This window comes from Acinetobacter pullicarnis, assembly GCF_006352475.1.
Taxonomy (GTDB): Bacteria; Pseudomonadota; Gammaproteobacteria; order Pseudomonadales; family Moraxellaceae; genus Acinetobacter; species Acinetobacter pullicarnis.
This window is the reverse complement of record NZ_VCMZ01000001.1, coordinates 262,619-284,735: the sequence shown is the minus strand read 5'-3', so window position 1 is coordinate 284,735 and position 22,117 is coordinate 262,619. Positions and strand designations below refer to the sequence as shown.

The window sequence follows — 22,117 nt, the reverse complement described above, 5'->3', positions numbered from 1 at the left end:
AAATTGCTCTCTAGATAAGCATTGATATTCCACGCTGTTGACAACAACTTATCAATCTCATACATTCGCGTCCAATGTATTGTTTTTAGGAACCTTATGCATTGGACGCATCAATTAGCTTGAAACGCTTGCGACATTTAGAATTACTCGCAGAAGAATTGAATTTTTCCAAGGCTGCTGAACGTGCAAACCTTTCACAGACGGCTTTTAGTCGAAGCATTCAAGCCCTTGAAACTGAGTTTGGTTTACGCTTGTTCGATAGAGATACGCGATCAGTACGCCCAACTCCCGCTGGGCGCTACATTATTGCCAAGGCACTGGCCTTACTTGGTCGAGCACGGGACTTTACAGATGACGTCTATTACCTATCAAATGCTGAACGTGGTGAGCTAAACTTTGGTGCGAGCTTACTTGCTATCAATGGACCACTGCGCCATGCACTGATTGATCTAAAGCAGCAGTGCCCATTATTGAAGCTACATATAGAGGTCAGTCAAAAACCTAATTTACAAATGCATTTAGAGCAGGAAAGAATTGAGTTTTTTGTATCTAACCCAGGTGAGTTACAAGAGGATGAGCGCTTCGAAGTAATATGGCTTCCATCTGAGCCTGCATCTATATACTGTGCGCCACAACATCCTTTATTGAAGCAAAATACACCGCCCACACCAGAACAAATTCAAATGTTCCCGTGGTCTGCTATTGCAATGGACAAAACACTCATACGACGCCTTCGCGCCATACTGGGGATGAAACCCAACCAGGCACTGCCATTAGAGTTAACCTGTGATAACTTACAAATACTACAAGACCTAACCATACACAGCGACAATTTATTATTTACATGGAATTCATGGATAGACAGCAATAGTCAGCTCGTCAATTTAGCTCCTCTCCTTCAGCCCCAATTACCTCAAATAATGATGAAGGTTGAATGCGCAATAATACGATTGGCAGATCGCTCACTCTCTCCACCTGCTCAGCGTTTAGTTGATCTTATTTTAATGCATCGAGAGTGATTGAGGTTTGATAGCAATGCTCCTCTGGCAATGCATTCCCTTGGTACATCAGCGTTCACTCACCTGCGTCATCGCCTGAAATTGAATTTCAAAGGTGGTGCCTTGTCCTGTTTCCGTTGGAGAAACCGTCATTTTACCTGCGTTTAAATCGACAATTTGCTTGACGATTGACAGCCCCAAACCACTCCCAATCACACTGCTTGCTTGATTGACCCGATAAAAACTTTGAAAAATCAAAGTGACTTTATCTGGTGGAATACCGATTCCATTGTCCTCAATTCGCACCACACATTTTCCCGCAATTACCGTACAGGAAACCTTGATTACGGCTGGCTGGGTGGTACTCCGATAAATAATGGCATTATCAATCAAGTTCCGCAGCATGATTTCTATTTGATCGGGCTGTGCATCAATATAGCTCGGCTCAAGCGCTGCAATGATCGTAATATTGGCTTGTTGAATTTTAAAATCTAACATTGCCAAGACACTATTGATTAATGCCGACACCTCCAAGCATTTATTCTCCTGCTGCACTTGTGGTGAAATGCGTGCCAAGGTCAACAATTGCGAAATCATACGTGAAGCCTTATCGACCCCAAGAATAATATCGCTGATTGCATTATTGGCCTCTTCGGGGGTTCGTGCATGTTGTAAAACTTGAGCATGGACTCGTATCGCAGATAATGGGGTGCGAAGTTCGTGTGCAGCATTTGAAGTAAAGCGTTTTTCTCGCGCCATACTTTCTGATATTTCAACTAAAAGCGTATTTAAGGAAAGCACCATTGGTCTAATTTCCTCAGGTAAGCTTTCTTGAATCGGATATAAACTGCCTGCAGATTGTTTTTTAATTTTCTCACTGACTTTATGAATCGTGGAAATATTCTTTTTAATAATGATGGTGATTAACCAACACAGCAAAGGCAGAAAGATAACGGTGAGAATCAATAGAAAGATAATAATTGCATGCTGCATTTCCTGACGGATTTGCCAGATTTGTGCAATCTGAACTTGCAAGGTTTTGGTAGTATTCCAAACCGAATAAGCCCTAAAAAGTTTACCGTCAATCTTAACCCAACTAAATCCAGCTTGATGAATAAAGGCTTGCGTACCGACTCCAACAGAACGATAAATTAATTGACCTTTTTGATTCCACAACTGAAATACAATATGGTCATAATGTTGGCTATTGGCATCTTCTAAAATGGTTTGTTCAGGTGCTTGATTGGGAATGGTGCTGGACGCAATCGAAAGTAGCGAGTGCGCAGTTTCTGCTAAGGACTGGTCAAATATCGCTTCCGAACGCTGTTTCACTTCTAAATAAATAAAGCTCAGACTCACCAGCCACATACTGACCGTAGCCAATACAATGCACAGTGATAAACGTCGGGTTAAAGAATAACTCTGAACGGGTGAATCCATTATTTCTCTTTGTCCACAATATAGCCCACCCCTTTAATGGTCCGAATAAAGTTCACGCCCAGTTTTCTGCGAAGATGATGAATATAAACTTGGATCGCATTACTATTGATCTCGCCATCATGTGTATAAAATGAATCCTCAATCATGCGGGTTGAAACAATACGTCCAAGATTACTCAGCAATAAATGCAGCAAGTTATATTCTTTCTGGGTAATTTCCACCAAGTTTTGATCCACAAAAACCTGATTGGTTGATTTATCGAGGCTCACATTACGGAACTCAATTACATCATTCAAATTGCCTGACATGCGCCTTAATACCGCTTGTATCCGAGCGACAACCTCGAAAATATCATAGGGTTTGGTCACAAAATCATCCGCACCAGCCTGTAAACCAGCAATACGTTCTTGCACCTGATCCTGTGCGGTCAACACCAAAACCCCAGCATTAATATGTTTATGCCGCAGTGATTTTAAAATATCCAAACCATTGCCATCGGGTAAGCCTAAGTCGAGCAGCACAATGTGGTAAGCATAGACCGAGAGAAAATGCTGCGCGGTCTGTACACTCTCGGCAATATCCACCACAAAGCCAGCTTGATCAAGCCCCAACGCCGTGGCTTTGGCCAGTAACAGATCATCTTCGACCAGTAATATACGCATAATTTAATCAAGTTAAAAAAAGTGGATGAAAACAAATGCCAGTCAGTTAAGGTCGTGAATCCTTCAAAAAGCCCTCTTCCCACTTGCAGAATATATTCCTCATCCCAATGGGAGAAGGTATCTACACAAATATTTAAGAAATATATGTAATCTATTTGAGCTTAATACAAGGTATTTAAGTCCTCTTTAGATTTGGAATTTAGGGCTGAATGCAAATTTCATTGAATTTCAGAAATCCCCAATCTCCCCTAACCCCTCTTTTCCAAAGAGGGGTTAGGGGAGATTGGGGATTTCAAAGCCTAGTATATGCTACACAACGCTCCTTCCTTAGAAAAAGGAAGGTTGGGATGGATTGCTTTGAATCGTAATCCATATATCAAAAGATGTGTAGATACCTCATCCCAATGGGAGAAGGGGTTCGAGTTTTTCTTCACTGAGCGGCATAAGATGAAAACTGCAAAACCTTGAAGCAATCGATTGAAACGTTAAGATCCAAAGCTAAGCCTAAACCTAAAACTTTGGCTTTAAAACTTAAAAACCAATCCTTTAATGCTCATCATCTATCGACCATATCATATGGCTATTTAACATTAAAAGTGACAAATTCTGTGCATAGTCCAAGCGGGCCTGATCTAAGCGGGTAATCCCCTCAATCAATTGCCGTGAATGCAACAACAATTCATTTAGGCTGATTTCTCCAAGACGATAAGCCTTATTCATCAAGCTATTCTGCTTTAAAAGTTCTGTAAATATTTCTTCAGATTTGGTCATTCGCAATTGTGCATCTTGCAGTTGCATAGACAACAGCTTGGTTTCATTAACTAAGCGTGACTGTACGCGTGCTGCTTCAATATCCGCACGTTTGGCTTCTGCTTCTAGCATCGCGGCTGTGGCACGAACTTGCCGCTGTGCCAATGGAATTGAAACTGAAAAACTAATTAAATTGTCTGCACCTGCTTGCTCTCGACTATAACCGACGCCAAGAGTGGGATCTGGCAGGCTGTTCAACCGTTGTCTTTGCAGCAAGGCATGTTGTTGCTGTGCCTGCGTTTGTGCCAACTTTAATTCATGATTTGCGTCTAATACCGCAGTCACCCATTGTGCTTGCGTATACGTTTGTGGCAAGACTTTAATTCGCTGTGTCAAAAAGTTCGCAGGAATATTGCCTTGAAAATAACGGCTTAATGCTTGTTTGGTTTGACTCAGGCTCATTTCAGCCTGTAGCAACTGCTCTTTGCTTTGCAAATGTTCGGTATTTAATAGCATCAGTTCCAAACGCGGTGCATCTCCGACTCGAATCCGATTACTTAAAATACCCATTTGATTTTCAATAATTTGCAGTTGTTCACGCTGGCGATCTAACTGGGTCAGCGCACGTAAATAGGCAAACCACAGCCCATGCAGTTCCTTGCTGGCCTCATGCCAAGCATCGGTATATTTTAATTCCGCCAGGACGATCTCACGGCTGCCCAAGTCACGATCTAAACGAGCTTTATTGGGCAATCTCACTTGTTTTTCGAGCCCGATGTTGGGCTCATAAAAGGTTTCACTGGAACGACCACTGTCGGGGGCATCTGTACGGCGCAGTTGCAATCCTGTTTTCACCGTCCACGCGGCATCGCCCAATCTAATTTTCTGGTTATAGGCTGCGGCATAATCGAGGCCTGAACGGGCTGCCAATACCCCAGGATGCTGATTGAGGCTTTGCTCAACGTCACTGGATTGTGGCAATAACGGTTCAATTTCAGTGGTCGGAATATTGGCCTGTACGGCCTGAGCGAAACTCAAGCCCAACACAGCATAAAAGCAATAACGGGATATCTTTCTCATACGGTGGTTGCTCGTTCTGCGGAATAGCCCGCGGTTACAATCGGTACTGCCCAATAAAAGAGTTCGGTGCCCTGAAATGCAGTATTCAAATGTGCAATCACTGCATCAATATGTTGCTCAAGTAAAATCATCAGAATCAGCTGCCGTTCAGTTGCGCCACGAATCTGTTCCTCAATATTTTTATAATGCTGCCGAGGTCCAAAACCGAGCGATTGCACCGCAGTACAGCCTGAAATCACCTCAGGAAGCAGCATCAAATGATGCATCACCTCACTGCAAATCGATTGCGGCACATTAAGCGAAAGTTGACACATCTTAACCATGCGATTTTCCCTGAACACCAAACTGTTTAAATAAATTAGGCACTAATATGAGGGTCAACATGGTGCAGGTGATCAACCCACCAATCACCACAATTGCCAACGGCCGCTGTATTTCTGAGCCCGGCCCAGTACTAAATAACAATGGCAATAAACCTAGGGCAGCAATACTGGCGGTCATTAACACCGGTCTTAAACGACGCATCGCCCCATGTCGAACCACCTCGGCAATCGGCATTCCCCTTGCCAGCAGTTGATTGAAATAGCCGATGAGCACTAAACCATTCAGTACGGAAATTCCCATCAAGGCGATAAACCCCACCGACGCGGGTACTGACAAATATTCTCCAGTGAGCGCAAGTGCGATCACACCACCGACCAAGGCAAAGGGAATATTGACAAAGACCAAGATGCTTTGACGGACTGAACCCAATGTGGTGAATAAGATAAAGAAGATCAGCACCAAGGCTGCTGGAATCACCAGCATTAAACGTGCAGCTGCACGCTGTTGGTTTTCAAATTGTCCGCCCCATTTGAGATAATAACCTTCGGGTAATTTCACTTTGCTCGCCACCAATTGCTTGGCTTCATCGACAAAACCCACCAAGTCACGATCACGCACATTGGAGCGTACCACTGACATCCGTGAAGCATTTTCACGTTCGATTTTGACCACTCCTTCGGTTTTCACCAATTCGGCCAAAGCCAGCAAAGGTACAGCCACGCCATTTTCAACAGGCAAAGACAAGCGCGAAAAATCAGGAGTCGATTGCCCCAAACTTGAATCCCCTTTGAGCATCAGCGGAATCGGCTTACCTCGCTCAATAATCGAACCAATTTTCTGACCTTCAATTAGGGTTTTTAAATTAGCTTGTACGCTTTGACTATTTAAATCATTGCGCATTGCCATATCACGCTGAATCCGGACTTCCTGATATTGCACCCCAGAGTTTTCCAAGGTCATAACATCTTCACTGCCTTCAATCCCTTGTAAAACGGTTGCAATTTCTTTGGAGAGTTCATTTAATTTATCTAAATCAGTGCCATAAACTTTAACCGCCAAATCACCACGCACCCCAGACAACATTTCTGAAGTACGCATTTCAATCGGTTGAGTAAAGCTAAAATTTACCCCTGGCACATTATTTAAGACTGCACGGACCTCGTCTAAAATCGCTTCTTTATTTTTGGCTTGCCATTCAGCTTGTGGTTTTAACACCAAAAAAGTATCGCTTTCATTCAGTCCCATCGGGTCTAGGCCCAACTCATCTGAACCTGCACGAGCCACAATACGTGCCACGTCGGGGACCTTGGCTAAGATGGCTTTTTCAACGGCCAGATCCAATTGAATGGCATTGTCCAAACTAATTGAGGGCAATTTTTCTATTTGTAAGACCACATCGCCTTCATCCATGGTGGGCATAAACGATTTACCAATAAATGGAAAAATCACCACGGCCGATAGCAATGAAAGCACCGCAATCAGATAGGTTTTTTTAGGATGAGCCAAACTGGCATTTAAGATTTTTTGATAGGCACTTTCCAGTTTTCTCACCAAATAAGGGGTTTGATGTGGCCCCGGTTTGAGAAAAAACGAACACAGCACTGGCACCACGGTCAGTGATAGCAGCAGAGAACTCGATAAGGCAAAAACAATGGTCAATGCCACCGGTGAAAACAGTTTGCCCTCTAAGCCTTCAAGCGTCATTAGTGGAATAAACACCAACATAATAATGAGCATGCCTGAACTGACCGGAACGGCCACCTCTGCCACGGCACGGTAAATAATGTGTAACGGTGGTAAAAAAGTTTGATGCTCCGACTGATGCTGTTCGGCCATTTGCATTTCGATGTTTTCAACAATCACCACCGCGGCATCGACCAATAAGCCAATTGCAATGGATAGGCCACCCAAGGACATGAGATTGGCACTGAGCCCAAAACGCGACATCAACAGAAAGGTGCTTAGCGCGGATAATGGTAAAATCACCGCAACCACCAAGGCCGATCTGAGATTGCCTAAAAATAGCAACAGCAAAATCAGCACCAAAACAATCGCTTCAAATAAGGATTTGCTCACGGTATCAATGGCGCGGTTGACCAGATCACCACGGTTATAAAAGGGTTTAACCGTAGTGCCTGCAGGCAAGGTTTTTTCAATCTCCGCTAATTGTTCAGCCACATGTTTGACCACTTGTCGTGCATTGGCCCCTTTGAGCGTCAAAATAATTCCTTCGACCGCTTCACCTTGGCCATTTTCAGTCACGGCGCCATAGCGCGATAAGGCACCAATATGCACATTGGCAACATCACGCACTCGGATGAGCACCCCATTTCGCTGTGCAACAATCATCTCACTTAACTGCTGTAGGTTCTCAACCCGACTGTCACTGCGAATCAATAAGGACTCACCATTTTCAGTCAAACGGCCGGCACCATCACTGCTGTTGTTCAACTCAATCGCTTGCTGCAATTGATCCAGTGAAATGCCACGCGCGGCCATGGCTTCCAAATTTGGCGTGACTTCAAAAGTACGGACAAAGCCACCCAGCGCATTGACCTCGGCCACCCCTTCAATTTTGCGTAACTGTGGGCGAATCACCTGATCGAGTAAGCTGCGTTTCTCCATTTCACTTAAGGGACCATGAATGGTAAACATAAACGCCTCACCCAATGGCGTGGTCATCGGTGCAATTCCACCTGAAGCGCTGGCGGGTAGTTGCGGCATTACTCCATTCAATCGCTCATTGACTTGTTGTCGCGCCCAATAGGGATCGGTACCTTCAGCAAAATCTAAGGTAATAATCGCAATGGCATATTTGGATTGGGAACGTAAGATTTTTTGATTGGGAATACCAAGTAGCTCTTGTTCAATCGGCACCACAATCCGACTTTCGATTTCTTCTGGGGTCATCCCAGGTGATTTAATGACAATTTGTACTTGGGTACTGGATACATCGGGAAAGGCATCAATCGGCAATTGCATAAAAGCAAAATAGCCAGCCACACAGAGTGCCGCCGCAGCCAATAAGGTCAATAGACGTTGCGCCAAGGCGAAGGAAATTAAACGATTAAGCATGTCTGATTCCTTATTTCGCTGGCGTGTTGTGAACGGCATCGGCTTGTTCTGCACCAAAACCTGCGAGTACGGCTTTTAAACGAGCTACCCCAGTCACGGCAATCACTTGACCGGCAGCCAAGCCTGCCCCCCGAATGTGAGTGGTTTGAGTATTGCTGACCACCACCTCGACTTGTTGTGCCTCAAACCCAGCTTTAGCCTTCACAAAAATATAATTTTTATTGTCTTTTAACATGATGGCGGTACTGGGTACTGACCAGACCGGCGAGCTGGCTTTGCTTGCCGTCTGAATATTGGCTTGTACATATTGATTGACACTCAAACAGGCATGACTGGCCTGCATCTGCACCAGCACTTCTTTGGTTTGAGTATTGCCCATTAAACTTGGAGAAATCTTCGCGACATTACCCGTCATTTCACAGCCATCAACCTTAACCAGATCTCCGACTTGAACCCCCTGTTGCTTGCTGGGCATTTGTAAATTCAGCAGCAACGGCATGTCTCGTTTGACTACTTTTGCAATTACCGCCCCACTTTCTACAAACTGACCGAGGCTCACGTCTAAGCTTTCGATCACCCCACGGGTTGGACTTTTCACCTGAATGGTCGGATCTAAACTCCTGCTTGAACCGTGCCCCATAAACTGCAATAAGCGCTGTTTGGCTTGTAGATTAATATTGTTTTGCTGCACACGATTACGTGCTTCCTGCACTCTTTTTTCCGCGATAATTCCTTCTGCGAATAGGCTTTGTTCACGCGCTAACTGCTGTGAATCCAATTGTTGTTGTGCGCGTAACTGCAACACTTCATTTTGAATTTGAATAATATCTGGACTATAAATCACCGCGATTTTGGCAGATTTTTCCACTTCGGCTAAAGGCTGCACCAAAATTTGCTGAACCACCCCAGAGATTGGGCTGGTCACTAACAACTGACTGGCAGGTGACCAAATAGCTTGGCCTTGTAGCACAAGATCTGCAGCAATCGTGTCGGTTGCTGCGCTTAAAACTTGAGTACGAATACTGGCTTGTTTTTCCTGATCTGCACTGATGGCCAAGCGATTGCCCGCACCTTCTGGCGCAGGCTGCTCAGAGGCAACGAGCTTGGAACCCGCAAACCATTTTATGCCAATTGCTGCTAGCCCAATCACAAGAACAATAATCAATAAAATTAAAGTTTTAAAATTATAAAATCGACCCACTGATCACAACCTAAACGCTGCATTTATTTAGCCAACAATCTAGAATTGATTCCTTAAGTTCAAATTAATTTGGGGTTTTCTGGTAGATCAAGCACCGAAAAGGATGGCTTGCAATCCATCCACGGATTAAAGAATACCGTTTCAAAGAACACTGTGCTGAAGAGACAACGCCATATTCTGTTTAATTTTTTCAAAAAAAGAAGCCAAGATCATATTGGGCTTAATGCCTTTTTTAGTGACCAAGCAAATGCGGGTACTGTAATTAAAGCTTTCTGCAAGGATGGGCTTCATATTGCCCTCAAGCAGCCACTTCTTGGCAAAATGGTCTGGTAAAAAACCCAAAAACTGCCCGGTTAAAATCAGGAAGGCAATCCCCTCTCGGTCACTTGCTGTGGCATTGGAACGCATCTGTTGATGCAGCTTGAGCGCTTGTGGCGTGATGGTATAACTCGGCATCACCGTATTCCAATTGAATAGTGCTTTCTGCTCAACCTGATCTGCTGTTGAAAAGAGTGGATGGTTTTTTCCACAATACAAATAAGACCTTTCCTCATACAGATCAAAGTAATTTAATCCAGACAATGGCGTCATTAACGGGATGGCACCCACATGCAGCCGACCATCCATAATTTTGCATTCAATGTCCGACAAGGTGCTCATACTAATATTAATTTGCACATCTGAACTGTCACTGCTGAGCTGCCCCAAACTCTGCGTGATATAGGAACTGGGCATGGTCACCAAATTATTAATAATGCCGATGCTGAATTCACCTTTTAGCTTGCGATGGACTTGATTGGCCTTGATTCTGAAATCTTCTAGTGCCGCCATCAAGACCTCAATATGCTTTAAGATTTCTGTGCCTTCTTGGGTGATGGCAAAGCCTGCTCGGCCTCGTTGACACAAACGAACCCCCAAACGACTTTCCAAATCACTCATATGTAAACTAATAGCTGAACGACTAATACCCAATACACTTTCAGCAGCGGTAAAGCTGCCACTCTCACAAATAGTTTTGAATATTTTCAATAATTTTATATCAAAATCATAAACTTGGCTTAATTTCCCTGTGCTCATATACGTCCTGTATTTATTATCTAAAGATGAGTTAGTTTGAATTTATCAAATATAAAGTTCTGCGTAAACTCAATGTGAATAAGCACATAAGGAGTTAGACCGTGTTAGATAAAAATGGAATCCAAAATTTAAATTACCGCGCACATTGGCTCCCTTTTTCAGCCAACCGCAACTTCCATCAAGACCCACGAATTATCGTGGCAGCCAAAGGCGCACACCTGATCGACCAACATGGTCGTGAAATCTATGACTCCCTTTCGGGGCTTTGGACCACCGGAATTGGGCATTGCATTCCAGAAATCACCCAAGCAGTGAGCCATCAATTGGCAACACTGGATTATTCCCCTGCTTTCCAATTTGCGCATCCCTTGTCATTTCAATTGGCTGAAAAAATTGTCGCGTTAATGCCAGATGGCTTGAACCATGTGTTTTTCACCGATTCGGGCTCTGAGTCGACCGACACCGCCATTAAAATGGCCAAAGCCTATTGGCGCATCCAAGGTCAGGCGCAAAAAACCAAAATTATCGGCCGTGCCCGTGGTTACCATGGCGTAAACATTGGCGGTAGTAGTGTTGGTGGGATTGGCGGCAATCGTAAAATGTTCGGTCAACTGATGGATGCAGACCATATTCCACACACTTTACAACCCGATCATGCTTTTACCAAAGGTATGGCGGAAGATGGTGGGATCGCACTGGCCAATGAAATGTTAAAAGTCATCGAACTGCATGATGCCTCAAATATTGCGGCTCTAATTGTTGAACCCGTTTCAGGCTCTGCGGGTGCTTTAGTCCCCCCTAAAAGCTATCTCAATCGCCTGCGAGAAATCTGTGATCAACACAATATTCTGCTGATTTTTGATGAGGTGATTACGGCCTTTGGTCGTCTGGGTACGCATACGGGTGCTGAGTATTTTGGCGTGACCCCAGACCTTTTATGCTTTGCCAAGCAAATTACCAATGGTGCGATTCCTTTGGGTGGCGTGGTCACCAGCAGCAGGATTTACGATACCTTCATGCAGCAGGACCTCCCTGAACATGCCATCGAATTTACCCACGGTTATACCTACTCCGCACATCCTGTGGCCTGTGCGGCAGGACTTGCCACGCTTGATGTAATAGAAAAACAAGGCTTTATTCAACAAGCAGCCGCCTTGAGTCCCGGTTTTGAAACGGTATTACATCAATTAAAAGGCAGCCCACATGTCGTGGATATCCGTAACTGTGGCCTGATTGGTGCCGTGCAATTGGCTGCACGAGATGGCGATCCATCTATCCGTCCATTTGAAATTGGCATGCAGCTTTGGAAAGCTGGCTTCTATGTGCGCTTCGGTGGGGACACGCTGCAATTTGGCCCAATGTTTAATAGCAAGCAAGCTGACTTGGATCGCCTGTTCAATGCGGTTGGTGAACAAATTCATAAAGTTGCTTAATCACCATTTTACGATCTCAAACACAAAGGAATGCATATGGACATTATTGGTCATTTTATTAATGGAAAAATCATCAACGATGCAGCACGTACCCAAGCGGTCTATAACCCATCAACGGGGCAAGTGAGTCAACAGGTTGCGATTGCCAGTCGTAGCACAGTGGAACAAGCCATTGCTGTCGCCACTGCCGCTTTTCCAAGTTGGCGTGATACCCCCGTGATCAAACGTGCACGGGTGATGTTTAAGTTTAAAGAACTATTAGAAAAAAATGCCGATAAAATCTGTGAGTTGATTGGGCAAGAGCATGGCAAGATCTCTCATGATGCCATGGGGGAACTGCAACGCGGCATTGAAAATGTCGAATATGCGTGTGGTGCGGCTGAATTTCTCAAAGGCGAATTCAGTAAAAATGTGGGTCCTGATATTGACTCATGGAGTGAATTCCAACCACTCGGTGTCGTTGCAGGGATTACCCCATTTAACTTCCCTGTGATGGTGCCGTTGTGGATGTTCCCAATGGCAATCGTTTGTGGCAATTGCTTTATTTTAAAACCCTCTGAGCGCGATCCGTCTTCAGCGTTGTTTATTGCACAATTACTCAAACAAGCGGGGCTTCCCGATGGTGTATTCGGCTTGGTCAATGGCGATAAAGAAGCGGTTGATACCCTACTGCATGCACCAGAAATTCAAGCGATTAGCTTTGTTGGCTCGACCCCTATCGCAGAATACATCTACACCACAGCCACTGCGGCAGGCAAACGTTGTCAGGCACTTGGTGGCGCTAAAAATCACGCGATTATTATGCCCGATGCAGACCTCGACAATGTGGTGAACTCGCTCCTTGGTGCCGCTTTTGGCTCTTCAGGCGAACGCTGTATGGCGCTGTCAGTTGCGGTGGCAATTGGTGATGAAATCGCCGATCAAGTGATTGAAAAGCTTCAAACTGAAATAAAAGGTCTAAAATATGGTGCTTACTCAGACCAAAGTAATGATTTTGGTCCCGTCATTACTCAAGCACATAAAGAAAAAGTACTTGGCTATATCGACAGTGCCGAACAACAAGGCGCCAAAATTGTCGTTGATGGTCGTACTGCAAAGGTTACTGGTTTTGAAGATGGCTTCTATGTGGGACCAACTTTAATTGATGCCGTCACCGCAGATATGAGCAGTTATAAAGCAGAGATTTTTGGTCCAGTTTTACAGGTCATTCGTGTACAGACCATGCAACAAGCCATGCAACTGATTAATGATCATGAATATGGTAACGGGACTTGTATTTATACCCGAGATGGCGAAGCAGCACGTTATTTTAGTACACATATTCAAGTCGGTATGGTAGGCATTAATATCCCCTTACCAGTTCCGGTGTCTTATCACAGCTTTGGTGGCTGGAAGCGCTCTTTATTCGGTGACTTAAGTGCTTATGGTCCAGATGGCGCACGCTTTTATACCCGTAGAAAGACCATCACCCAAAGATGGCCATCGACAAATATTCGTGAAGGGAAGCAATTTTCAATGCCGACCTTGAATTAAAAAGTTAAGGAAGAGCTTAACCATTCTTCCTTTTTGCTCAATTCAAGCTCGATATTATTGCTTTTTTTAGCGTCATCATCATTCGAGCAAATTGGGTTTTTTAAAATCATTTTTAAGGATAAAAAATGAATAATGAAAATAATACAACACCAAAACTTGGTGAAGGATTGACCAATAATCAAATCGTCATGATTAGTATCGGTGGTGTGATTGGTGCCGGATTATTTATTGGCTCATCCGCTGCAATTGCCAAAGCTGGCCCTGCCGTTATTCTGTCTTATGCCCTCACCAGTCTTGTGGTTTTTCTGGTGATGCGCATGCTCGGTGAGATGGCGGTCATGCAGCCCGATACTGGCTCATTTTCCACCTATGCAACCAAAGCGATTGGCCCTTGGGCGGGCTTTAGTATCGGTTGGTTATATTGGTGGTTTTGGGTACTGGTCATTCCGGTTGAGGCCATTGCCGGTGCAGAAATTTTACATGCCTGGTTCCCGATGTTTCCCGCTTGGCTCTACGCGCTACTTTTTGTTGTGATCTTAAGTCTTGCCAATCTATTTGATGTCAAAAATTTTGGCGCCTTTGAATTTTGGTTCTCACTGATCAAAGTGGTTGCGATTCTGCTGTTCATTGGGATTTGTTCAGTCGCTGTATTTGGCTTTTGGCCTTTGGCAGATGTCAGCGGTATTGCCAATTTATATCAAAATGGCGGCTTTATGCCCTATGGTTTTGGTGGCATTCTCGGTGGTATTTTAATTACCGCATTCTCTTTCTTTGGTGTTGAAATCTTATCGATTGCCGCAGCCGAATCTGCCAATCCTGCTGAGAAGATTCGTAAGGCCACTAATCTGGTTATTTACCGCATTATTCTATTTTTTGTGTTGTCGATTTTCTTAGCCGTTTCTTTAGTCGACTGGCGCTCTACTGGCTTTAGAGAATTTGGCACTTTCCAATATGTATTAATGACCTTAAATGTACCGGGCACCAAATTAATCATGGATACAGTGGTCTTTGTCGCTGTTGCCAGTTGTATGAATGCTGCGCTATATACCGCTTCACGGATGCTCTTTTCACTGGGTGCGCGCAAAGATGCACCAGCAATGGTAACTGAGCTTACCCCCAAAGGTGTGCCTCGTATTGCAGTACTGCTTTCCTGCGCAGTCGGTTTAGTTGGCTGTCTAGCTAATTATTTCTTCCCAGGCCAAGTCCTTACCTTCTTGCTATCCACCACCGGTGCGATTGCGCTGTTGGTGTATTTGGTGATTGCTATTTCACAACTGATCTTACGCAAACGCTGTGAAGCAGAAAATATCGAAATGCCATTTAAAATGTGGTTATTTCCATGGCTCACTTGGTTGGTTATTTTTACTATTCTTGCCGTGCTGACCTATATGTTCTTCTCACCTGATTATCGCTATGAAACATTGATGTCGCTCAGCGTCACCTGCGTGGTCGTGGTCTTCGGGATTATCGTCAATCGTAAAAAGAAATATGCGCTGCTCAAACAATATTAAGCAGCGATCAAACGCTCCACTCAATCAACAATGGTTCACTGTTTGCTTTTCCAACAAGCAGTGAACCATTATTTATATTTCAGCGATTACACACGTTAAATTGTTGCTATTTTAGACACTCAATCACTTTTTCCGCGTAAACAGCTTGACCAAAATTTTTGTTGATGTATTATGTGCGGCATGCGGGAATAGCTCAGTTGGTAGAGCATAACCTTGCCAAGGTTGGGGTCGAGAGTTCGAGTCTCTTTTCCCGCTCCAAATATGAAAAAGCCCTAATCGTTTGATTAGGGCTTTTTTTCTGTCTGATTTATAGACTTCGCTTTTAGAACGCCCCCAAAGCTTTGCGTAGTAGAATTTTGCCATATAGGCTTACGATTTACCGCTCTCATTTTGAAAATAAGCAACGTGCATTGAGCATTACCTTAACAGTAAATCTCTTAACATATGATGATCAAACACTAAGCGTCTAGATTATGCGGAAATCATTCTGCTTGTTTTCTTATTATAAAATTTATAAAAATTTCACATTAGTTGTAATTTAAATTTTTTGTTAAAACATCGATAAAAAGTCTCACTCTTATAGGCAGGTGTTTTCTATTTGGATAGATCACGTATATAGGAATCATCTCACTTTTATAGGTTGGTAATATCTGTACTAGTCGTCCCGATTGAATATCATTTTTCACTAAAAAATCTGGCAAATAAGCTATACCTAAACCTTCAACAGCAGCATCCTTTATAGCTTCTCCACTATCAAATTTTAATCGACCAATTGCCCTAATTGTATGTAATACCCCCGCTTCGGAATATAGATTAAAATTATAAATTGATGATTTTAATCCATAAATTAGAAATTCGTGATCTTTTAAGTCCGCTATAAGCTGAGGAGTACCATTCTCAACTAAATAAGAAGGAGCAGCACATAAATAAAGATTAGCTTTAGTAATTACCCGAGAAATTAATTGTGAGTCTGGTTGAAACTCTCCAATTCTAATCCCTAAATCGAATCCTTCTTCGATTATATCAATCATCCTATCTGAGAAACTTATTTCTGCCTCTACTTCAGGCCAAGTTTTTAAGAATTCTTTTAGTAAAGGCAAAACGATTATACGTCCAAAAGCTTGAGTTAACGTGAGGCGTAAAACTCCTTTAGGAATCGGTTTATCTTGACGAATACTGGTCTCTACCTCCTCTAAGTTTTCTAAAATTTGTATACAGCCATCATAGAATTTTTTCCCATCTGTCGTTAACGACATTTTCCGAGTTGTTCGATGCAATAAACGTACACCTAAATATGTTTCAAGTCGCACTATAGCCTTCCCAACAGCAGAACGTGTTATCCCGAGTTTCTTTGCTCCCGCAACAAAACTTCCTTGATTCGTAGTTGTTACGAATATTCTAACTGCTGAAAGATCTATATTTTCTTTGGACACTAACTCTCCCCCTATTAGGGAATCCTTTTCCCGAATATATGCATTATCTTATTTCTTGTCGAATAAATTTAACTTAATGTGAGTTTTTATGCTTATTACATCAAGTGCTCAAGAGACCTTAGTCACATGGCTTGAAGCAGCCCAACCTATTATTCACAAGCGTCAAGGAGACAATGAAGAAAGTTGGCAAGCTATCCGCGAAAATTAAATGACTAAATTAGATCATCTTTTTCCCGCTCCAACTGGAGTTAGTTTTAGTTCGGTGAATCTGGGAGGAATGCCAGCAGTAAAATTCTTCCTTCGGCTGAACAAGCATTAAATAACGCCTGTTCTTTCCTTAATGATGCTTGATCAAAATCTAAAATTTCTTAAAAATTAACAAGTGAGTATACCAATGAACACGAGAACCGCTATTTTCCCTAAAGACAGACATGCACTTTATCAAGAACATGGTTATTCTGCCGCGATTAAATCTGGAGATTTATTATTTGTTTCTGGGCAAGTGGGTAGTCAACCAGATGGGAGTCCGGAACCTAGTTTTGAAAAGCAGGTTGAGTTAGCATTTCATAATTTAGAAAATACCCTAGCTGCTGCTGGCTGTAGCTTTGATGATATTATTGATGTTATGACTTTCCATACTGATCCAGAGAATCAATTCGAAGCTATTATGAAAGTAAAATCAAAGGTTTTTAATCAATCTCCCTATCCAAATTGGACCGCCATTGGTGTAAATTGGCTTGCAGGATTTGATTTCGAAATAAAAGTTACAGCTAGAATTCCACGATCAAACTAGAAAAGTTAATTTACACATAGAACCAAAGAATAATAAATTGATTTGAAGAAAATATAAGGGCTGTAGCGATCAGGAGATGACCTTAACTATGGCCCTGATATTTAATATCATCTAAAACATCTATACAAAACCAAAGAGCGTAATGGTGGCCAGAAATTGGCTACTTTACAATCAACAAAGCATTCAACAGGAATGGATTTTGAAAGACCCAATAAATGGGCTTTTTTTCTGTCTGAGATTTAGCAAAAGTTTTAATGAAACAAGGTTCTTATAAAAAATGTAAAATAAGTAGTATAAAATTTACCGAGTATCCTACAATAACTCACCTAAAGTACGGTTATGCGCTTGAATGCAAATGAACGCATCTGATGAATAACAATCATCTTTGAGAACAAAGACAATCAAGCCAAAAAGCATCATAAAAACTGAATGAATACCAAGAGCACCTTAACCAACAATACCTCAATGAGCGTTGTATTGATCACAATGCAATGCTCCTCTTCGCACTTAGAGAGTTTACCGTGAACCGTCTCATTTACCTTGATTATGCTGCAACCACGCCTGTTGATCCTGATGTTATTGCCCAAATGGTGCAATGCTTAGGTATGGATGGCATATTTGGGAATCCTGCCTCTAAATCACATTATTATGGTTGGCACGCGGGTCAGTTGGTCGATCGAGCTAGACAGCAAATTGCAAATCTTATTCATGCTCAAGCCAAAGAAATTATCTGGACCTCTGGCGCAACAGAGTCAAATAATTTGGCACTCAAAGGTATTGCTCAAAGTGATTTAAGCAAGGGCAAGCATATTATTACCAGCCAAATTGAGCATAAAGCGATCTTAGATACCTGCCATGAACTTGAACAACAAGGCTTTGAAGTCACCTATTTACAACCTGAGCCTGAGACCGGAATCATCCACCCCGAAATGGTCCGTGATGCCATACGTTCAGACACTCTTTTAGTGTCATTGATGATGGTGAATAATGAGCTTGGTACGATCACAGATATTGCCGCCATTGGTGAAATCACCCATGCACATGGGATCTATTTCCATGTCGATGCCGCTCAAGCCGCAGGCAAAATCGCTATTGATGTCGATGCCATGCATGTCGATTTGATGAGTTTCTCTGGACACAAAGTCTATGGCCCCAAAGGAATTGGTGCACTCTATATGCGCACACGTCCCGATCTAAAATTAAAAGCACAAATTCATGGTGGCGGACATGAACTGGGCTGTCGATCTGGCACCTTAGCACCGCATCAGATCGTGGGTATGGGCGCAGCTTTCGCATTGGCAAAACAATACCTTCATGCTGAACAATTGCGTTTGTCTGTGCTGCGAGAAAAATTGCTACACGGCTTAGAAAAACTGACCAGCATTCATTTAAACGGTCATGCCACCCAACATGTGGCGAATTATTTAAATGTTAGTTTTTCCGCTGATAATGCCGCACGTATTATTCAGTCGATTAAACAAGTGGCAGCTGTATCAAGTGGCTCTGCTTGCAATTCAAACCTTGCAGGATCATCGCATGTACTCGCCAGCCTCGGCCGATCGACAACGCTAGCCGAAAATACCATTCGTTTTAGTTTCGGTAAATGCAGTAGCGAAGCTGAAATTGATATGCTATTAGTCGCCATTGTAGAAAATAAAGGCATTCCTTTCATCACTTTTGATTAAAACAACCTTGCAGTAATTTATAATTTAACTGCGCTTCATCTTAAACCAAGCGATTATTTTCTACTTCAAATCTAAATAGCCCAAATTAAAAAATAACGGCTATTTTAGATTTGGAATTCGTGGTTTATTTGATTTTAAATGGTCATGAATTTTTGTGGATCAGCAGAACCCTGCACGCTTCTTGAATTAATGTCATAACTCACCTCAAGATCACCCAACCACCTATCTCACAGCTGATTTATGGAAGCTAAGTTGACAATTTTTTCTTGTTGTAATGCCGCTTTTGCCTTTGCATATTCTTGCTCCATGCTCACAGTCGATTTTTCAACACCTAGACTTTGCCATTGCGTTGGCATAAAGCATCAACCCAGCACCAGACTATTAATATTTCTTAAACAATAGTTTAATTTAACCAATTTTATTTACAGTTGAGATAGAAAGTTAATCTCTTATCAATAGGCAAAATACTATATTTTGCAGTCAGCTAAATATAAGCATTTTTGATATCAAAAATAACATTCGAGCCTGCGCCAACCATTTAATACGTATTTACTTTATTATCTGTTAAAGAATGTGCTAATCAATTTTTTATGTCGAATATCTCCATATAAATCAATCTAATTCTAGATAATTATTATGATGATTTAATTACTGTATCACGCTTTATTTTTAAGTATAAGACCAACAAAATAAATCTACCTATATTATAATATTACGGTTTCCCGTGCCCCCTAGGTCCCAAGAATGAGTGTTACGCCTTTAGTTCAACGCCAATCGGCGCCCATCCGCCAACAAGTCACTGTTCTTTTAAAAAAAGACATCTTAGATGGGTTCTTTATGCCTGGCGATCGGCTAATTGAAAATAGCCTGTGTGAACGTTATGGTGTATCTCGCACGGTGATTCGCGAAGTTCTGCGTCTCCTAGAAAGTGAACATTTGGTCAGCATCCAACCGATGCAAGGGCCAATCGTAACCAAGCTTTCCGAAGAGGATATTGTCAACCTTTACTTGGTTCGTGCCAAAGTTGAAAGCTTAATGATTGAGTTATTTATTAAGAATGCAACTGCTGAAAATAAAAAGGAACTCCAAGCACTTTATACTCGCTTAGATGCTGACTTTTTAAATGGTAGCGTTGATCAACGTTGGGAATATAAAGACAGCTTCTATAATATTTTATTAAAGGGCGCAAAAAATAATGTATTAGAAGAAATGATTTTAAAAATCCAAGCACGGGTTGGATTATTTAAACATTTTGCCTTTATTTATGAAGATCGGGTAAAACAAGGTTATCTTGATTTACAACTTATTTTTGATGCGACTCTTGCTGAAGATATCGAGCAAGCTTGTGCCCATAATGACCAACACTTATTAGATGCGGGTCAAGCTGCGGTTTATAATTATAAACGTCGCTTAAATCCGAGTGAAATACAAAACCAATAAACCGTTCTATACTCTAAAAACAATTCAGCCCACTTAAATGAAGTGGGCTGAATTATTTTTAGATCTTATTCTTTCATGCGATTAACTTGCGATATATAAGCCACCATTGACGTGCAAGGTTTCGCCAGTAATAAAGGTCGCAAAGTCAGAAGCCAAATATAAAATCGCATCGGCAACTTCATCGGAATGACCAAGACGCTGCAAAGGCGTTTGATCTAGCAATTTCTCGCCTTTTTCTTGCATCAATTGTTGCACCATTGGGGTATCAATCAAACCTGGTGAAACGTTATTAACACGAATATTCGGTGCCAATTCCAGTGCAAGGGTTCGGGTTAAATTTAATACTGCACCCTTAGAGGCTGCATAATGGCCGTGATTAAAACTGCCTTTATGTCCTGCCATTGAGGTGACATTGACAATGGCGCCACCTTTACGTAAATGCGGAATGGCGGCACGAATGGTGTAAAACACCCCATCTAAATTGACCGCAGTCACTTTCGACCATTCTTGATCCGACATGTCTTTTAAGGCACGTTCAAGATATAGACCGGCACATGGAATCAAAATATCAATGCCACCAAAACGCGCAACCGCAGCAGCAACCACATCAACCGCTTGTTGTGAGTCAGCGACGTCTTGTGCTACTGCCAAAACACGCTCACCCGTTGGATCAAGCGTGGCAACAAATTCCTGTAATTTCTCAAGATTTAAATCAGACAGTACCAATTGTGCGCCCGCCTGATAAAGCTTCTTGATACAGCTCACCGCAATACCACCTGAAGCACCGGTAATCAGTACCGTTTTTCCTGCAAAATTAAACATCGCGTATTCCTATAAACGTACTTGAGCCAATTCAGGTTCATTTAAAATAAAGGCGGCAAGTTGTCCAATCTGTGCCAATATCATGGCTTGGCCAGAAACGATCTTCATGCCTTTCTGTTCAGCTTGCTGTAATAATTGGGTTTTTACTGGATTCATAATGACTTCTGCAACACAGCAGTTCGCCTCTAATCCATCAATTGCAAAAGGCAGGGTATTTTGTTGCGGACCTAACATGCCTGCTGACGTGGCATTAATACATAAATCAACCTGTTGTGGCGTAGCATCTGCTAGTTCGATCACGGCATCTGGTGCATATTTTTTCAATTCTTCAATCAAAGCGACTGCCGTGGCTTGGGTACGGTTATAGACCTGTAGCGACTTTACGCCTTGTGCTAAAAGTGCAAATGCAATACCACGTGCTGCACCACCTGCCCCAGCAATATAAACCTTTAAATGTGCACCAACATCAAGATCAGAGTTAATCAAACCTTGTACAAAACCTTTGCCATCAAACATTTCACCATGCATTTGACGCTGTTCATCAAAACGTACGGCATTCACTGCACCAATAATCTGTGCCTGTGGCCCTTTCACATCGACCAAGTGACTGATGTTAATTTTATGCGGCACAGTCACGACAGCACCAGCGATCGTTGGAATCAAGCGAAGTGCTTCAATCGTTTGACTTAAGTTCTCTGCTGCCACCTGAAAAGGAACGCAGACCGCATCATAATTGGCTTTTTTAAACAGCATATTCATGATTCGCGGTGTTTCCACGTGCGCGATTGGATCTGCAAGAATTGGGATGATCTTGGTCTTTCCTGAAATCGGCATGTTCTCAATAGAATTCATCTTCTCTC

Annotated in this window: 18 protein-coding genes and 1 tRNA gene; 8 read left to right on the top strand and 11 right to left on the bottom strand. The window is 42.6% G+C overall.

Annotated elements, in window-relative coordinates; all coding sequences use genetic code 11:
• Positions 1 to 101 precede the first annotated feature (101 nt).
• Positions 102 to 1,019, top strand: coding sequence for a LysR family transcriptional regulator (locus tag FD716_RS01185; RefSeq protein WP_139850591.1), 918 nt, complete (start codon positions 102 to 104; stop codon positions 1,017 to 1,019).
• 48 nt (positions 1,020 to 1,067) lie between these two features.
• Here FD716_RS01185 and FD716_RS01180 read toward each other — a convergent pair whose 3' ends face one another.
• From FD716_RS01180 to FD716_RS01150, 7 genes are all read right to left on the bottom strand, one after another.
• Complete coding sequence (locus tag FD716_RS01180) at positions 1,068 to 2,438, bottom strand: ATP-binding protein (RefSeq protein WP_139850590.1); 1,371 nt, start codon at positions 2,436 to 2,438, stop codon at positions 1,068 to 1,070.
• Entirely contained in the window at positions 2,438 to 3,100 is a 663-nt protein-coding gene (locus tag FD716_RS01175) for a response regulator (protein ID WP_139850589.1), read from the bottom strand. Before FD716_RS01175 ends, FD716_RS01180 begins: the two co-directional genes overlap by 1 nt.
• 546 nt (positions 3,101 to 3,646) lie before the next feature.
• Complete coding sequence (locus FD716_RS01170; RefSeq protein WP_139850588.1) at positions 3,647 to 4,930, bottom strand: TolC family protein; 1,284 nt, start codon at positions 4,928 to 4,930, stop codon at positions 3,647 to 3,649.
• Positions 4,927 to 5,253, bottom strand: coding sequence for a DUF3240 family protein (locus FD716_RS01165; protein WP_139850587.1), 327 nt, complete (start codon positions 5,251 to 5,253; stop codon positions 4,927 to 4,929). The genes FD716_RS01170 and FD716_RS01165 overlap by 4 nt, the downstream gene beginning before the upstream one ends.
• The gene (locus FD716_RS01160) at positions 5,246 to 8,329 is read right to left on the bottom strand and encodes an efflux RND transporter permease subunit (protein ID WP_139850586.1); all 3,084 of its coding nucleotides are present in this window, start codon (positions 8,327 to 8,329) and stop codon (positions 5,246 to 5,248) included. The genes FD716_RS01165 and FD716_RS01160 overlap by 8 nt, the downstream gene beginning before the upstream one ends.
• A 10-nt stretch (positions 8,330 to 8,339) precedes the next feature.
• Positions 8,340 to 9,530 carry an efflux RND transporter periplasmic adaptor subunit gene (locus tag FD716_RS01155; RefSeq protein ID WP_139850585.1) on the bottom strand — a complete coding sequence of 397 codons (1,191 nt, stop codon included), beginning with the start codon at positions 9,528 to 9,530 and terminating at the stop codon, positions 8,340 to 8,342.
• 141 nt (positions 9,531 to 9,671) lie between these two features.
• Positions 9,672 to 10,607 carry a LysR family transcriptional regulator gene (locus FD716_RS01150; protein ID WP_139850584.1) on the bottom strand — a complete coding sequence of 312 codons (936 nt, stop codon included), beginning with the start codon at positions 10,605 to 10,607 and terminating at the stop codon, positions 9,672 to 9,674.
• A 101-nt stretch (positions 10,608 to 10,708) separates the two neighbouring features.
• Here FD716_RS01150 and FD716_RS01145 point away from each other — a divergent pair, with 101 nt between their 5' ends.
• From FD716_RS01145 to FD716_RS01130, 4 genes are all read left to right on the top strand, one after another.
• Positions 10,709 to 12,040, top strand: coding sequence for an aspartate aminotransferase family protein (locus tag FD716_RS01145; protein WP_139850583.1), 1,332 nt, complete (start codon positions 10,709 to 10,711; stop codon positions 12,038 to 12,040).
• A gap of 36 nt (positions 12,041 to 12,076) precedes the next feature.
• On the top strand, positions 12,077 to 13,573 hold the full coding sequence (locus FD716_RS01140) for a CoA-acylating methylmalonate-semialdehyde dehydrogenase (RefSeq protein ID WP_139850582.1): 1,497 nt from the start codon (positions 12,077 to 12,079) through the stop codon (positions 13,571 to 13,573).
• 125 nt (positions 13,574 to 13,698) lie between these two features.
• A complete protein-coding gene (locus FD716_RS01135) occupies positions 13,699 to 15,084 on the top strand; it encodes an amino acid permease (RefSeq protein ID WP_139850581.1) in 1,386 nt (461 codons plus the stop codon).
• Positions 15,085 to 15,266: 182 nt separating this feature from the next.
• A tRNA-Gly gene (locus FD716_RS01130) sits at positions 15,267 to 15,342 on the top strand.
• A gap of 269 nt (positions 15,343 to 15,611) precedes the next feature.
• Here FD716_RS01130 and FD716_RS01125 read toward each other — a convergent pair.
• Positions 15,612 to 16,517, bottom strand: coding sequence for a LysR family transcriptional regulator (locus tag FD716_RS01125; RefSeq protein WP_215895442.1), 906 nt, complete (start codon positions 16,515 to 16,517; stop codon positions 15,612 to 15,614).
• 394 nt (positions 16,518 to 16,911) lie between these two features.
• Here FD716_RS01125 and FD716_RS01120 point away from each other — a divergent pair, with 394 nt between their 5' ends.
• Together FD716_RS01120 and FD716_RS01115 are read left to right on the top strand one after the other, a co-directional pair.
• On the top strand, positions 16,912 to 17,310 hold the full coding sequence (locus FD716_RS01120) for a RidA family protein (protein ID WP_139850579.1): 399 nt from the start codon (positions 16,912 to 16,914) through the stop codon (positions 17,308 to 17,310).
• 521 nt (positions 17,311 to 17,831) lie between these two features.
• Positions 17,832 to 18,995, top strand: coding sequence for an aminotransferase class V-fold PLP-dependent enzyme (locus FD716_RS01115; RefSeq protein WP_139850578.1), 1,164 nt, complete (start codon positions 17,832 to 17,834; stop codon positions 18,993 to 18,995).
• 227 nt (positions 18,996 to 19,222) lie between these two features.
• Here the strand turns inward: FD716_RS01115 and FD716_RS19240 are convergent, their stop codons facing one another.
• Positions 19,223 to 19,351, bottom strand: a complete 129-nt coding sequence (locus tag FD716_RS19240; protein WP_267285299.1) for a hypothetical protein — start codon at positions 19,349 to 19,351, stop codon at positions 19,223 to 19,225.
• A 388-nt stretch (positions 19,352 to 19,739) separates the two neighbouring features.
• On the opposite strand from FD716_RS19240, the gene FD716_RS01110 reads away from it, so the two are divergent.
• Positions 19,740 to 20,435 carry a GntR family transcriptional regulator gene (locus FD716_RS01110; protein WP_139850577.1) on the top strand — a complete coding sequence of 232 codons (696 nt, stop codon included), beginning with the start codon at positions 19,740 to 19,742 and terminating at the stop codon, positions 20,433 to 20,435.
• 81 nt (positions 20,436 to 20,516) lie between these two features.
• Here FD716_RS01110 and FD716_RS01105 read toward each other — a convergent pair whose 3' ends face one another.
• Entirely contained in the window at positions 20,517 to 21,257 is a 741-nt protein-coding gene (locus FD716_RS01105; protein ID WP_139850576.1) for an SDR family NAD(P)-dependent oxidoreductase, read from the bottom strand.
• Between the two features lie 9 nt (positions 21,258 to 21,266).
• Positions 21,267 to 22,109: a shikimate dehydrogenase family protein gene (locus FD716_RS01100; RefSeq protein ID WP_139850575.1), complete on the bottom strand. Its 843-nt coding sequence runs from the start codon at positions 22,107 to 22,109 to the stop codon at positions 21,267 to 21,269.
• Positions 22,110 to 22,117: the final 8 nt, after the last annotated feature.

Coding starts and splice junctions, on each gene's coding strand:
- FD716_RS01180 (WP_139850590.1), bottom strand. CDS start 2,438: ATGGATTCACCCGTTCAGAGTTATTCTTTAACCCGACGTTTATCACTG.
- FD716_RS01160 (WP_139850586.1), bottom strand. CDS start 8,329: ATGCTTAATCGTTTAATTTCCTTCGCCTTGGCGCAACGTCTATTGACC.
- FD716_RS19240 (WP_267285299.1), bottom strand. CDS start 19,351: ATGCCAACGCAATGGCAAAGTCTAGGTGTTGAAAAATCGACTGTGAGC.
- FD716_RS01110 (WP_139850577.1), top strand. CDS start 19,740: ATGAGTGTTACGCCTTTAGTTCAACGCCAATCGGCGCCCATCCGCCAA.
- FD716_RS01150 (WP_139850584.1), bottom strand. CDS start 10,607: ATGAGCACAGGGAAATTAAGCCAAGTTTATGATTTTGATATAAAATTA.
- FD716_RS01170 (WP_139850588.1), bottom strand. CDS start 4,930: ATGAGAAAGATATCCCGTTATTGCTTTTATGCTGTGTTGGGCTTGAGT.
- FD716_RS01105 (WP_139850576.1), bottom strand. CDS start 21,257: ATGTTTAATTTTGCAGGAAAAACGGTACTGATTACCGGTGCTTCAGGT.
- FD716_RS01135 (WP_139850581.1), top strand. CDS start 13,699: ATGAATAATGAAAATAATACAACACCAAAACTTGGTGAAGGATTGACC.
- FD716_RS01175 (WP_139850589.1), bottom strand. CDS start 3,100: ATGCGTATATTACTGGTCGAAGATGATCTGTTACTGGCCAAAGCCACG.
- FD716_RS01120 (WP_139850579.1), top strand. CDS start 16,912: ATGAACACGAGAACCGCTATTTTCCCTAAAGACAGACATGCACTTTAT.
- FD716_RS01100 (WP_139850575.1), bottom strand. CDS start 22,109: ATGAATTCTATTGAGAACATGCCGATTTCAGGAAAGACCAAGATCATC.
- FD716_RS01165 (WP_139850587.1), bottom strand. CDS start 5,253: ATGGTTAAGATGTGTCAACTTTCGCTTAATGTGCCGCAATCGATTTGC.
- FD716_RS01140 (WP_139850582.1), top strand. CDS start 12,077: ATGGACATTATTGGTCATTTTATTAATGGAAAAATCATCAACGATGCA.